The sequence below is a fragment of the Pseudomonas sp. F007 genome, assembly GCF_057814275.1.
Genome location: NZ_JBVATA010000004.1, coordinates 61,717 through 74,351 on the forward strand (window position 1 = coordinate 61,717; position 12,635 = coordinate 74,351).

The 12,635-nt window shown below is 63.4% G+C and carries 15 protein-coding genes; 4 read left to right on the plus strand and 11 right to left on the minus strand.

Annotated elements, in window-relative coordinates:
- Positions 1-25: 25 nt before the first annotated feature.
- Positions 26-1,216 (minus strand): NnrS family protein, encoded by a 1,191-nt coding sequence (locus ACZYR5_RS10500; RefSeq protein WP_489089916.1) that lies wholly within the window; start codon positions 1,214-1,216, stop codon positions 26-28.
- 558 nt (positions 1,217-1,774) lie between these two features.
- On the opposite strand from ACZYR5_RS10500, the gene ACZYR5_RS10505 reads away from it, so the two are divergent.
- On the plus strand, positions 1,775-2,458 hold the full coding sequence (locus ACZYR5_RS10505; protein WP_489089915.1) for a Crp/Fnr family transcriptional regulator: 684 nt from the start codon (positions 1,775-1,777) through the stop codon (positions 2,456-2,458).
- Positions 2,455-2,646 carry a protein DnrP gene (locus ACZYR5_RS10510; RefSeq protein ID WP_489089914.1) on the plus strand — a complete coding sequence of 64 codons (192 nt, stop codon included), beginning with the start codon at positions 2,455-2,457 and terminating at the stop codon, positions 2,644-2,646. Before ACZYR5_RS10505 ends, ACZYR5_RS10510 begins: the two co-directional genes overlap by 4 nt.
- Before the next feature lie 234 nt (positions 2,647-2,880).
- On the opposite strand, the gene ACZYR5_RS10515 is transcribed toward ACZYR5_RS10510, so the two are convergent.
- The 4 genes from ACZYR5_RS10515 to ACZYR5_RS10530 all read right to left on the minus strand — a co-directional run bounded on the left by ACZYR5_RS10515 (position 2,881) and on the right by ACZYR5_RS10530 (position 6,969).
- The gene (locus ACZYR5_RS10515; RefSeq protein WP_489089913.1) at positions 2,881-4,722 is read right to left on the minus strand and encodes a nitric oxide reductase activation protein NorD; all 1,842 of its coding nucleotides are present in this window, start codon (positions 4,720-4,722) and stop codon (positions 2,881-2,883) included.
- A 66-nt stretch (positions 4,723-4,788) separates the two neighbouring features.
- A complete protein-coding gene (locus ACZYR5_RS10520; protein WP_489089912.1) occupies positions 4,789-6,216 on the minus strand; it encodes a cbb3-type cytochrome c oxidase subunit I in 1,428 nt (475 codons plus the stop codon).
- 3 nt (positions 6,217-6,219) lie between these two features.
- Complete coding sequence (locus ACZYR5_RS10525) at positions 6,220-6,660, minus strand: c-type cytochrome (protein WP_489089911.1); 441 nt, start codon at positions 6,658-6,660, stop codon at positions 6,220-6,222.
- 90 nt (positions 6,661-6,750) lie between these two features.
- Entirely contained in the window at positions 6,751-6,969 is a 219-nt protein-coding gene (locus ACZYR5_RS10530; protein WP_489089975.1) for a cytochrome C oxidase subunit IV family protein, read from the minus strand.
- On the opposite strand from ACZYR5_RS10530, the gene ACZYR5_RS10535 reads away from it, so the two are divergent.
- Positions 6,914-7,036 carry a hypothetical protein gene (locus ACZYR5_RS10535; RefSeq protein ID WP_489089980.1) on the plus strand — a complete coding sequence of 41 codons (123 nt, stop codon included), beginning with the start codon at positions 6,914-6,916 and terminating at the stop codon, positions 7,034-7,036. The two genes, ACZYR5_RS10530 and ACZYR5_RS10535, sit on opposite strands and share 56 nt — an antisense overlap.
- Here ACZYR5_RS10535 and ACZYR5_RS10540 read toward each other — a convergent pair.
- The 5 genes from ACZYR5_RS10540 to ACZYR5_RS10560 all read right to left on the minus strand — a co-directional run bounded on the left by ACZYR5_RS10540 (position 7,029) and on the right by ACZYR5_RS10560 (position 11,783).
- Positions 7,029-7,616, minus strand: coding sequence for a cytochrome c oxidase subunit 3 (locus ACZYR5_RS10540; protein WP_489089910.1), 588 nt, complete (start codon positions 7,614-7,616; stop codon positions 7,029-7,031). The genes ACZYR5_RS10535 and ACZYR5_RS10540 overlap by 8 nt on opposite strands.
- Positions 7,600-8,403, minus strand: coding sequence for a CbbQ/NirQ/NorQ/GpvN family protein (locus tag ACZYR5_RS10545; protein ID WP_489089909.1), 804 nt, complete (start codon positions 8,401-8,403; stop codon positions 7,600-7,602). Before ACZYR5_RS10545 ends, ACZYR5_RS10540 begins: the two co-directional genes overlap by 17 nt.
- Positions 8,404-8,513: 110 nt before the next feature.
- The gene (gene hemN / locus ACZYR5_RS10550; protein ID WP_489089908.1) at positions 8,514-9,902 is read right to left on the minus strand and encodes an oxygen-independent coproporphyrinogen III oxidase; all 1,389 of its coding nucleotides are present in this window, start codon (positions 9,900-9,902) and stop codon (positions 8,514-8,516) included.
- Complete coding sequence (locus tag ACZYR5_RS10555; RefSeq protein ID WP_489089907.1) at positions 9,886-11,226, minus strand: oxygen-independent coproporphyrinogen III oxidase; 1,341 nt, start codon at positions 11,224-11,226, stop codon at positions 9,886-9,888. The genes hemN and ACZYR5_RS10555 overlap by 17 nt, the downstream gene beginning before the upstream one ends.
- 113 nt (positions 11,227-11,339) lie before the next feature.
- Positions 11,340-11,783 (minus strand): CopD family copper resistance protein, encoded by a 444-nt coding sequence (locus tag ACZYR5_RS10560; protein ID WP_489089906.1) that lies wholly within the window; start codon positions 11,781-11,783, stop codon positions 11,340-11,342.
- Between the two features lie 184 nt (positions 11,784-11,967).
- On the opposite strand from ACZYR5_RS10560, the gene ACZYR5_RS10565 reads away from it, so the two are divergent.
- On the plus strand, positions 11,968-12,153 hold the full coding sequence (locus ACZYR5_RS10565) for a hypothetical protein (RefSeq protein ID WP_489089905.1): 186 nt from the start codon (positions 11,968-11,970) through the stop codon (positions 12,151-12,153).
- A gap of 51 nt (positions 12,154-12,204) precedes the next feature.
- On the opposite strand, the gene ACZYR5_RS10570 is transcribed toward ACZYR5_RS10565, so the two are convergent.
- A complete protein-coding gene (locus tag ACZYR5_RS10570; protein WP_489089904.1) occupies positions 12,205-12,618 on the minus strand; it encodes a DoxX family protein in 414 nt (137 codons plus the stop codon).
- Positions 12,619-12,635: the final 17 nt, after the last annotated feature.

A 12,635-nucleotide genomic window follows, 5' to 3' on the forward strand; every position in this document is an offset into this window, starting at 1 on the left:
CGACTACCTCCTTGAATTCGCGGGCTTAGCCCGGATGTCCATCGACCCGTGTGCGCAGCAGCATCGGCCCATAGCGCCAGGCGTACAGCGCAAAGGCCAACGCCCAGCACAGACCGGCCAACCACAAGGCCGGCATCGGGAACAGCAGAATCAGCCCCACCCGACTCAGGCACGCCAGGTTGAGCAGAATGAACGCCAGGCTCATCCCCGCGGGCGGCTGCAACGGCCGGCCGGTATGGCCTAGGGTGACCCGCGCAATCATCGCCAGCACCAGCCCGCCCATGGCGCCAATGGTCAGGGCATGCACCGCCAGGCTCGGGTTGATCGCCACGCCGAAGTGCCACAGCGCCATGCCCAGACAGGCCACCGCCAGCCAGGCGTAGGCCAGGTGCAGCGACCACAACAGCGGCACGCGCCACAGCGCGCGGTCCTGCCAGCGCAGCAGGCGAATCAGGTGACCGACCCCGAGCACCGCGAACAGCACGCCAACCCACAGGTTCGGGCTCAGCGCAGGCCCTGCGGCATACAGCAACGCCACCAGCGGCGAGCCAATCAACAGCAGCCAGTCCAACCATGGCCAGGGCGCAACGGCGTCGACCCGACCGAGGCCGCGCTGGGTGAAAAACGGAATCACCCGGCCACCGATCAGGCCCATCATCGCCGCCACCAACCAGATGCCGCTCAACACACCCTGACGCTGCCAGCCTTCATGGCCGGCACTCAGCCCATACAGGGACAAGCCGTCAGCCAGCGCCAGCAACAGCAGGACCACGACTATCGGGTAGTTACGCTTCTGCCGCACTTGCCACAGTCTGATGCCCATCAGTGCCGCCACCGCCAGCGGGAAAGCCAGCTCGAGCACGGCCAGCAGCGCCCAGGGCGCATTTACCAGCCAGGCCACCCGCGCCAGCAACCACACCAGTGCCAGGGCGGCCAGGGGTCGGCCGCTGAGCCCGGGGCGGCCGGTCCAGGTCTGCACCGCGGTCAGCAGGAAGCCGGCGATGATCGCCAGGCCGAAGCCGAACAGCAGCTCATGCCGATGCCAGCCCAACCAGCCACCCGCCGGCTGCCAGTCACTGATCGAACCGCTGAAAGCCGCCAGCCACAGTGGGATCGCCAGCAGCGCCAACAGGCCACCGGCGAGGAAAAACGGCCTGAAAGCCAGGCGTAACAGCGGCGGGATTGCCATCGCTTTGCTGCGTTCGAGCACTTGCATGTAGGTACTCCTCTGCATGCCCGGCACTGATGCGCAGTGCCCGGGTCCGTTCGCGCTCGATCATCGGAGAGTGGTGATCGCACGTCGTTGTTGCAGATCAACAGTGCAAGCGGCATGCCTGAGGAGTGCAAGCCGGTAGCGATGGGGTTGGAGCGGGCGTAGCGCGTATCTATTAGGGTAAAAACAACCATTCATGGTCATTACCACCCCACTGCGCGGGGTTATTTTTACCACATACATCCATAGACCTGTAGGAGCTAGCTTGCTAGCGATGGACGTCAACGATAACGCGCGCTATCTGGATGCACGTGGCGATCTCGGGTTTTTCGCGAGCAAGCTCGCTCCTACATTGCATCGCGCCGAGGCAACAGATTGCGGCTGGCCCGAGTCTTGCTGAACAGGGTAATCCCAACCCTTTTTCACTCGTCCGGAGTCGCCATGAGCAAAGTCATTCACCCCCTGGCCTGGTTCGTCGTATTGAGTTCCGTCCTCGCCGTGGCCAGTGGCCTTTCTCTGGGTCTCGTCTAAGCCGAATTTCACTTTCAAGGAAGCCTTGCCATGGTCCTCCACCGCGTCCATCACCAGATCCTGCGCAGCCACCATCTGTTCGAACCCTTGAACGACGAACAGATGGACCAACTCATGGGCAGCAGCCAGTTGCTCAGCGTCGACAAGGGCGAACCGCTGTTTCGCCAGGGTGAGCCGGCCGATTCGTTCTACTTCGTGATTGCCGGCGCGGTGAAGATTTACCGGCTGACGCCTGACGGCCAGGAGAAGGTGTTCGAGGTGCTGGGCGATCGCCAGACCTTCGCCGAAGCAATGATGCTCATGGATACCCCCAACTACGTGGCCTCGGCCGAAGCCGTGGGGCCGACCCAGCTCTACCGGTTTTCCAACAGCACCTACCTGCACCTGCTGCAAAGCAACAGCCGGCTGACCCTGGCGTTGCTGGGCAAGCTGTGCGTGCGCCTGCACCAGCGAGTCAACGAGATCGAAACCCTGTCGCTGAAAAACGCCACGCACCGGGTGGTGCGCTATCTGTTGACCCAGCTGGTGCGCGAGCAAACGGTGGACAGTCACTTCGAACTGCCGATGGCCAAGCAGTTGATTGCCGGACACCTGTCGATCCAGCCGGAAACCTTCTCGCGGATCATTCGCCGGCTGATCGACGAGCAGATCATCACCCAGGATGGCCGGCACATCAGCATCCTCGATCGCCCGCGCCTGGAACAATTCGAGTGAATGCCCTCCCCGTCTGCCTCTACTGCCAACACCCCAACCCCGCCGGCAGCCGCGACTGCCACCACTGCGGCATGCCCCTGCCGTTGCACACTGCCCATGCGGCAAAACAGCGTTTGCGCCGGTTTCAGTGGTTTTGTGTTGGGCTGAGTGTGTTTTGCGTGGTGATGTTTTTCTGGTTGCCGCGCTAACCGCCTGGGGGCCATATCAGCAACACCGCATCAACTTCATCGCTAGCAGGCTCCCACAGGGTTTTGTAAGTTCCGCAGTATTTGGGATCGACCAACCCCCCTGTAGGAGCGAGCTTGCTCGCGATGGTCGTCAACGATGACGCAGCTGTCCTGGATGCGCGCGGCGGCCTCAGGTTCTTCGCGAGCAAGCTCGCTCCTACAGGTTCAATCGGCGGCAATCGAGCGTCCCCCGGTTCAAGGCTGGATCAACTGCCGATACACCTGCGGCAAACGCAGCGGCAGTTGCTCGGGTTGCCGAATCAGGGTGTAACCGTGGGCGCCGAACATGTAGGGCAGGTACGCGCCGGCTTCGCGGTCAATGGTGATGCAGAACGGCACCAGGCCCTGGCGCCGAGCTTCGAGCACTGCCTGGCGGGTGTCTTCGACGCCATAACGTCCTTCGTAGAGATCCAGGTCATTGGGTTTGCCATCGGTCAGCAGCAGCAACAGCTTGCTGCGCCGCTTGCTATTGACCAGCAACTGGGTGGCCTGGCGGATGGCCGCGCCCATGCGCGTGTAGTAGCCGGGTTTCAGCCCTTGAATGCGCCCTCGGGTGCGGTCGTCGTAGCGCTGGCTGAAGGATTTCAGTTCTTGCATCCGCACCTGCTGGCGACGCAATGAAGAGAATCCGTACAGCGCAAAGTCATCACCCAACCCCGCCAGGGTTTCTCCGAACAGCAGCAGGCTGTCGCGGATTACTTCGATCACCCGCTGCTGATCGTTGAGGTGGGCGTCGGTGGACATCGACAGGTCCGCCAGCAACAGGCACGCCAGGTCGCGGCGGGTCTGCCGCCGCTCCATGAACAAACCGCGCTCGACGCACTGGCCCTGCTCGCGCTGGACGCGGAAATCCAGCCAGGCCTGCAAGTCCAGCTCCGCGCCCTGAGGCTGCTGGCGTAACCACTGGCGGTCGTTGCGCAGATGGGCAAACTGGCGCCGCAGTTTCTGCGCCGAGGCGTTGAGCCGTGTCGGCAGCGGCTGCGCCTCCGAGTCGCGGGGCAGCATCATTTGCAGATTGACGAAGTCCTCCTGCAGTTGCTGCTTGCGGTAGTCCCACTCCGGCAGCTTGATGCCCTGCCCCAGCGGCACATCGTCGATGTCCGCCGGCGGCAAATCAAGGTGCAGCTTGAGACCGCCGCCCTTGCGCAGACGGGTGCGGGACAGGGTCAGTTCATCGAGGTCATCGGCGACCCGCGCGGCGTCCGGGTCTTCGCCGTCGTCGGCCCAGCGATCCAGGTCGACGTGTTCGGTCCAGCTGAACAGGTTCTCCAGGCGCACCACCAACAGCCCGCCATCGCGACGGGCGTCATCGATGCGCGTGGCGCGCTTGCGACCGGCTTTTTGCTCACCGGCAGCGGTGCTCAACGATTCCTCTGAATCGTCGCCCAGTTCTGCCGCCTGCGGGCTGGCCAGACGGTTGGGCGGGTACAGCCACAGTGGCAACGGCCAGGCCAAACGTTCGCTACGGGGGAAATGCTCGACACTGCCGGGCTCGCGCAGCGCCTGGCACAGCGCCCGCTCCAGCGCCGCCTCACTTGGCTTGAGCGACGCCGGATCGGGGCGCAACAACAAGTGCGCCTCGACCAACCGCTGATAGCGCCCGCGCAAGGCCGGAAAGCGCTGCAACAGCTGCAACGTCCAGCGCTGGTTGTCACGCCCCCAGTGCTGCATCGGCCCGGCCTGCGCCGCCAGCAAGGCCAGCCAGCGATAGAGCTCCTGATTGAGGGCAACCTCGGGGAACACCGCCAGGCTCGCTGGCAAGCGCAAATGGGCCGGATCGCACCAGGCCAGCGGTACTTGCCGGCAGGTGCCGGCGATTTGCTGCAGCAGGTTGCGCCGCAGCAACAGGTCGCGCTCGCTGGCCGCTTCCAGGGCGATCCCGCCGGCCCCGCCCATGGCGCGAAACAGCAACGCCAACGAGCGTTGCTGACTGAGCAACTCGACCCGCGCCTCGGGAAAATCCACGCTGGCGCGGCGGGTGATGAAACGGTGCCAGACACTGCCGACCCATTCTTCCAACTCGACGCTGAAGGCCATTTTGGTTGCCTTATTGCAGATCCGAAAACGGCCCGCTGTACCCGCCGGGCCAATCCTTTCCAACACTCAGGACGGCACCACCGCCGCCGGTGCGCGCAATGCGGCACGTCCGCGCTGGCGGAAGCTGAGCAGGTAGCACAGCAGCCCGGCGAAGAAGCCGACACCAGACACCAACCGCGCCCAGAACAAGCCTTGCAACTGTTCCATCGTGGCCATGAACGGCAAGGCGATGCCGTCGGCCTGCCAGCGCTGCAGGTAGACCTGCACCACGCCCGCCGCCGTCAGGAACAGGGTGATCATCACCATCGACAGGGTCATCAACCAGAAGCCCCAGACTTCCAGGGTCTGCGAACGCTCGTCGGCGGCTTCACCGAGGCCGCGCAAGCGTGGCATGGCGTAGCTGATCAGGGTCATGACGATCATCGCGTAGGCGCCATAGAACGCCAGGTGACCGTGGGCCGCCGTCAGTTGCGAGCCGTGGGTGTAGAAGTTCACCGGGGCCAGGGTGTGCAGGAACCCCCAGACACCCGCGCCGAAAAACGCGGTGACCGTGGTGCCCTTGGCCCAGAGTGTCGCCGCCCGGTTCGGGTGTTGCCGGCGCCGGTTACGCACCATGCTGAAGGCGAAGACCACCATGGCCAGGAACGGCAGCGGTTCCATGGCGGAGAAGATCGAACCGACCCACAGCCAGACCTCTGGCGCGCCGATCCAGAAGAAGTGGTGACCGGTGCCGATGATCCCGGTGATCAGCGCCATGGCGATGATCACGTACAGCCATTTCTCCACCACTTCGCGGTCGACGCCGGTGATCTTGATCAGCACGAACGCCAGCATCGAACCCATGATCAGTTCCCACACGCCTTCCACCCACAGGTGCACCACCCACCACCAGTAGAACTTGTCGCGGGCCAGGTTGCCGGGGTTGTAGAAGGAGAACAGGAAGAACACCGCGAGGCCGATCAGCCCGGTCATCATTACCATGCTGACCGTGGTCTTGCGGCCCTTGAGCAGGGTCATGCCGATGTTGTAGAGAAAGCCCAGGCAGACCACCACTATGCCCATCTTGGTGATGGTCGGCTGCTCGAGAAACTCGCGGCCCATGGTCGGCAGCAGCTCGTTGTGGGTCAGCCGCGCCAGCCCCGCATAAGGCACCAGCAGGTAGCCGAGGATGGTCAGCACGCCGGCGGCAGCGAACACCCAGAACAGCACGATCGCCAGTTTCGGGCTGTGCAGCTCGCGGTCGGCCTCCTCGGGAATCAGGTAGTAGGCAGCGCCCATGAAGCCGAACAGCAGCCAGACGATCAGCAGGTTGGTGTGGACCATGCGCGCCACGTTGAACGGGATGACCGGGAACAGGAAGTCGCCGATCACGTATTGCAGGCCCATGATCAAACCGAACAGCACCTGGCCGAGAAACAGCAGCAGGGCGAACACGAAGTAGGGTTTGGCGACGGCTTGCGAAGCGAATTTCAGGTGTGGATTGACCTTGTTCATGTCTCAGCCCTCCTTGTTTGGCGGCCAGCCGTTGGTGTTGATCTTCGAGCTCCACTTGAGGAACTCGGCGATGTCATCCACCTCCTGCTCGCTCAGGTTGAACTGCGGCATGGCGCGCCGCCCCGGGACATTCAGCGGCTGCATTTTCATCCAGGCGTGGAGGAACGGCTTGAAGCCCTCCTCGCCGCCGCGACGCTGGAACACGTTGCCCAGCTCGGGCGCGAAGTAGGCGCCCTCGCCCAGCAGCGTGTGGCAGCCGATGCAATTGTTTTGCTCCCAGACCGTCTTGCCGCGAATCACCGACTCGCTGAGCTGCGCCTCGTTGCTGCGCTGGGGAAAGGTCTGTTCGGTGTGGTAGGTCAAGGCGAGGAATATCAGGAAGAAAAAGATACTTCCCCCGAAGTAGATATTCCGCGCCATGCCTTTGGTGAAGGTCTCTGACATCGTCGCTTCCTCATTGCTTGGCCCGTCCATGATAGGAAGCGCGGGGCTGGAACCTGCTTGATGGCGATCAAGAAAGGCAGATGGTTTTGCTCAGGTATTGCCAGGCAGCAGCATCAGGGTCAACGCCACCGATCCCAGCAACGCCAGCGGCCAGCCGAATAGCAAACAACGCCACAACCATGGCGCCCGACGCAGTTCCATGAAGCCGTCGCTGATCAGCCAGGCCTTGCCCAGCGCTACCAGCAGGATGGCCATGGACAGCCCTGCGCTCGCCCCGAATCGGGCCAACCACACAGTGCCGATACTCAAGACGGCCAGCGCCGCCCAACAGCACAACAACAGCCTGGAAGCCGACATGGGCCCTCACTTCAATTGAGCAGGTAGACCAACGGAAACAGCACCACCCAGACCAGATCGACCATGTGCCAATACAGCACGCCAGACTCCAGCCCGTTGCAATCACCGGCACCGTAGGCACCCCGCGCACAACGCAGCGCGAGCCAACCGAGAATCAACATGCCCAGCAGCACGTGGACGAAGTGAAAGCCGGTGAGGATCCAGTACAGGGTGAAGAAGGTGTTGTGCTCCAGGCCCAGCCCCGCCGCCAGCAAATGCCGGTACTCGCCGAGCTTGAGCAGCACATAGACACTGGCCACCAGCAGCGCCGCCCCTAACAGCCAGGCGGCACGCCGCGGTCGTGATTGCCTGGCCTGCTGCACCGCCAATGCGGCCAGGCCACCGGCGCTGAGCAGGCTCAAGGTCAGCGCCAGGCCGGTGGAGGTGTCGAGCAGCAGCCGGCTCTGCGCAAACAGTTGCGGCTTGAGGGCCTGGGTCACGGCGAACGCGAGGATCAGCAGGGCGAACACCGACAGTTCGGCGAGGATGAACAGCCACATCGCCAGATCGCCTGGCAGCTGCCGGCGGGCATGGCTGGCGGCCTCAGCCGAAGTGGACATCGACCACGTCCATCAGCGCCGCGACCGTCACCGGGTCATCGCTCAAGGGCTCGGCCAGGCAGGCCATGCAGGCCTGGCGCGGGCTCATGCCGGAGCCGATCATGCGCGCGGTGAAAATCAGCAGACGGGTCGAGGCGACTTCTTCCAGGTCATGCTGATCGAGCCGGCGCAGCGCCTGCCCGAGCTTGACCACCTGGGCCGCCAGCGCGCTGTCGACCTGGGCTTCGCGGGCGACGATGCGCACCTCTTCAACCTCGGCCGGATAGCCGAAACGCATGGCCACGAAGCGTTGGCGGGTGCTGGGTTTCATGCCCTTGAGCAGGTTCTGGTAGCCGGGGTTGTACGACACCACGAGCATGAACGTGGGCGGCGCCTTGAGCACTTCACCGGTGCGTTCGAGGAACAGTTCGCGGCGGTCGTCGGCCAATGGATGCAGGACCACCACCGTGTCCTGGCGCGCCTCGACCACTTCGTCGAGGTAGCAGATACCGCCCTCACGCACCGCCCGGGTCAGCGGCCCGTCCTGCCACCAGGTGCCCTGGGCGCCGATCAGATGGCGGCCGATCAGGTCGGCAGCGCTCAAGTCGTCGTGGCAGGCGACGGTGTACAGCGGCAGGTTCAAGCGGTGGGCCATGTGCTGGACAAACCGGGTCTTGCCACAGCCGGTGGGGCCTTTGATCAGTACCGGCATGCCGTGGCGCCAGGCTTGTTCGAACAGCGCCTGTTCGTTGTCTTGCGCTTGGTAGAAGGGTTCGGTCTTGAGGTCGCAGGTCGCGTTGGCGTTCATCGGGCACCGGGGTCAGAAGCGGGTTTGGCCACCACGCTACGGACCCTGGCGAGTCCCTGCCAGCGGAACCGCGGGCAAACTTGATCGCGGTCAAGCTTGCCTGCAAGGCCTCAAACGGTGCGCGAAAAATTGCCCTTCTGCTCGCCGCCCAGGTAGGCGTCGAAGGCCATGGCGACGCTGCGCATCATCAGGTAGCCGGCGGGCAACAACAGTAAGCGGTCCGGGTGAATCTCCAGTAATTGATCCTGTACATGCTCGCGCAACTGCACCAGCGCTTCGGCAAAATACTGGTTGAAGTCGATGCCGTAGCGCGCTTCGAATTTGCCGAAGTCGATGCGGCCATGGCACATCAGGTCGCTGATCACTTCGCGGCGCAGCTGGTCGTCCTCGCTCAGGCGATAGCCACGGTGCACCGGCAACAGGCCCTGGTCGAGCCGTGCGTAGTACTGCGAAAGCTCCTTGACGCTCTGGCTGTAGCTGTCGCCGACCTTGCCGATGGACGACACGCCGAGGCCGATCAGGTCGCAGTCGGCGTGGGTCGAATAGCCCTGGAAGTTGCGCTGCAAGGTGCCGTTGGCCCGGGCCAGCGCCAGCTCGTCGTCTGGCAGGGCGAAGTGGTCCATGCCGATGTACACGTAACCGGCCTCGGTCAGGCGGCGGATGGTCAGCTCCAGCAACTGCAGCTTGCGCTCCGGCGGTGGCATGTCGGCCGGACGGATCAGCCGTTGCGCGCGGACCATCTGCGGCAAGTGCGCGTAGCTGTAGGCAGCGATGCGGTCCGGGCGCAGGGCAATGATCTTGTCCAGGGTCACGGCGAAACTGTCCTGGGTCTGCAACGGCAGGCCGTAGATCAGGTCGACGCTGACCGACTTGAACCGGGCCGCGCGCGCCGCCGCCACCAGCGCATAAATCTGCTCCTCGCTTTGCACCCGATTGACCGCCGCCTGCACATCTGCATCGAAGTCCTGCACGCCAAAGCTCAGGCGATTGAAGCCCAGGCCGCGCAGGGCCTGGACCTGCTCCGTGTCGATGGTGCGCGGGTCGACTTCGATGGAAAACTCATGGTTGTCGCTGTCGTCCATGACGAAGGCCTGGTGCAGGCAGTCCATCAGGTCGGCCAGTTGCTCGCCGGTCAGGTAGGTCGGCGTGCCGCCGCCCAGGTGCAACTGGGTGAGGGTTCGCGAGCGGTCGAACAAGGCCGCCTGCATGGCGATTTCGCGCTTGAGGTAGCTCAGGTACTCGACCGCGCGATGGGTCTTCTGGGTGATGATCTTGTTGCAGGCGCAGTAGTAACACAGGCTCTTGCAGAACGGGATGTGGATGTACAGCGACAGCGGTTTGGGCATCGCTGCCCGGTTGCTGGCGGCAGCGGCCTGCTGATAGTCGTCTACCGCAAAGGCCTGGTGAAACTGCGGTGCGGTCGGGTAGGAGGTGTAGCGTGGCCCCGGCAGGTCGTACTTCTGCACCAGGGCGCGATTGAAATCAAATGAACGGGTCATGGTTTATCCACTCGCTGTGCGAGTCAGGTTGTGCAGCGCCCACAGGTTGTTGAAACAGGTTGCAGATGGCATCCAGTTGCGGCCGACCGGCCGGGAGAATGCTGATGAAGCGCTCGGACAATTCGATCAGGCCGTTGCGGTGCAATTGCTCCAGCATAGGCCAGGCATCGCAGAAGTATTGACGGAACACCAGGCCGTAACGCGCCTCGAGTGCCGCGATATCCAGTTCCAGGTCACAGGCCAGGCGCTCCACGACCCTGTGGCTGATCTGGCTGCCGGCCTCGCAGCGCCAGCCGCGACAGGTGGGCAACTGGTCCATGTCCAGCAGCTGTTGGTAGCGCGGCAACTGCTCGGTGTTTTGCGCATAGAGGTCCTCGATCTGGCTGATCGCGCCCAGGCCCAGGCCGATGTTGTCGCAGTAGCCGTGGCGGGTGAACCCCTCGCAATGGCGGCGCAGCCGCCCGCGTTCCTGGGCGATCGCCAGGTCGTCGTCGGGGCGCACGAACTGCCCGAGCCCCAGGTAGTGATAGCCGGCGTCGGCCAGTTGCTCGAAACAGAGGCGCCGCATCGCGGCCTTGTCCTGCTCGTTGCAGAACGCTCTTTGCACATCCGCTGCACCAGAGCGGTAGCGCTGCGGCGGCCGGGCATAATCGAACACCAGCAGGCGGTCCGGCTCCAGCTCGAGCAGGCTCGCCAGTTTCAGCGCAAAACTCTCGGGGGTTTGCCAGGCGTGACCGTAACCCAGGTCGACGTTGACCGAGCGAAAACCGAAGGTGCGCGCGGCATCGATCAGCGAATGGATCGGTGCCGGATTCTGGTGGTTGGCCAAGGTTGTTGCGCGCTCGCCACCGAGGTCGGGGACGCCAATGCTGACATGGTTGAAGCCCAGGTCACGCAGGGCGCCCATGGTCGACCAGTTGGTGTGGCGCAGGTCGACCTCGATGCTGTAGTCGCCGCAATCGTGTTCGAGGAAAGCGAAGCGCTGACGCAGGCGATTCATCAGCCGGCGCAGATCGGCCTGCGCCGGGGTGCCGCCAGCCAGCTGGAACTGTTCGACTCGGCGCCCTGCCCCGAGGTGACAGGCCACCAGGTCGATCTCGTGCAGCAGGCGCGGCAGGTACGGGTCGCCCGTCCATTGCGCCGGCAGTTGCACGTTCAACGCCAGCGGACGGCATTTTTGTCGGCTCACCCGCAGCGCCCGCAACAGATCCAGCGAGCCAATGCCCGCGTGAAACCGGGCCGTGTCGACATGGCCGCCGAGGTCGAGCACGCCGTGATCGCAACGGCTGCTGGGTTGATCAGGGAGATGAAACAGGGTGCGCATGACGGGTCTCCACGACTGGCTGCAGGTCAACAGTGTCGCGGCCTGACGCCGATCGCTCCTTGATTTGCATCAAGCGCGGTGCAAGTGCTGCTGGCCTGACTGACCACCGGCGCTCACCAGCTCAGGTAAAACATGCCCTTGGCCAACAGCACGATCGCGACCATGTGGCAGAACAGGCTGGTGTGGATGAACTGCGAGTAGCGGGCGGTCATGCGCTCGGTCCTGAACAACAGCATGGCGCCGAGAAAGTGCAGGAGCACGCTGCAGGCGAGGACGATCTTGAGCAGCAGCAAGGTGCCGAACGAGCTGGCCAGTGGCGCGCCGAGGATCGGCAGGTAACGCAGCCAGACCATCCCCAGCCCCGCCCCGAACAACACCAGCAATACCCAGGGCATCAAGGTCCGGGCGCGGCGGCCGATACCCTGTTCGACCAGCAGCATGACCTTGGCCGGCAACTGCTTGCGGATGGATTCGAGAAACAGCACCTCGAAGAACACCGTGCCGATGAACACCAGCGCGGCGAACAGATGCAGGGTCAACAACAGTGGATAGAGCATGGGATTTTCGCTCTGGTGGCGCAAAGGGTTCGCCAACTGCCCTTGCAGCGTACCCGCCAGATCCACTTATCCAGTTGATTTCGGTCAAGTTATCGGAAAAACTCGGCAAGCGGCCGAGAGCCACTTGAAATAATGGCAATATGCCTGTATTGGTGACGCTTCACCGAACTACTGGAGCTGCCCCATGCAAGCCAGATTCAAGATGGTCGATACCAACGTGCTCAACGCTCAGGGCCAGCCAACAGGGATGTGGCGTTATCGGGTGGTGGACGGTATGGATGAAACGGCGCCCAGCCAGCAGCACGTCTACGAGAATCGCGAAGAAGCGTTGAATGTGTGTACCCGATTGAATTCAGAGCAACTCAATTGAACATGAGGCGTGCCGGCTTCAATGCCGGCACGCCCAGGTTTCACCCCTCGCTCAGCGGCCATCCACCGAGAAGCGTCCGGCACCGGTGACACTCAACAGCAGCATACCGCCGACAATGCTCAGGTTCTTGAAGAATTGCGTGGTGTTGGCGGCGCGCTGGGCGTCTTCCATGGTCCAGAAGCTATGCCCGAGCAGCGCGGTGCCGAGGACGAACAAGGCCATCAGGAACGCCAGTGGCCGGGTGTAGAAACCCAGCACCAGCAGGATCGCCACGAAAAACTCCATGATCACCGCAATCGCTGCCGCCACCGGTGGCATTGGCGCGCCGAGTGACGCCATGTAGCCCACCGTCCCCTCGAAACCGGTCATTTTGCTCCAGCCGGACATGATGAACAGGATCATCAACAAAATCCGCGCGAGCAGGATGATGACGTCTCTCTGATTGTCGAACAGGGTGTAACGCATGGCGGCCATCCTTTTGA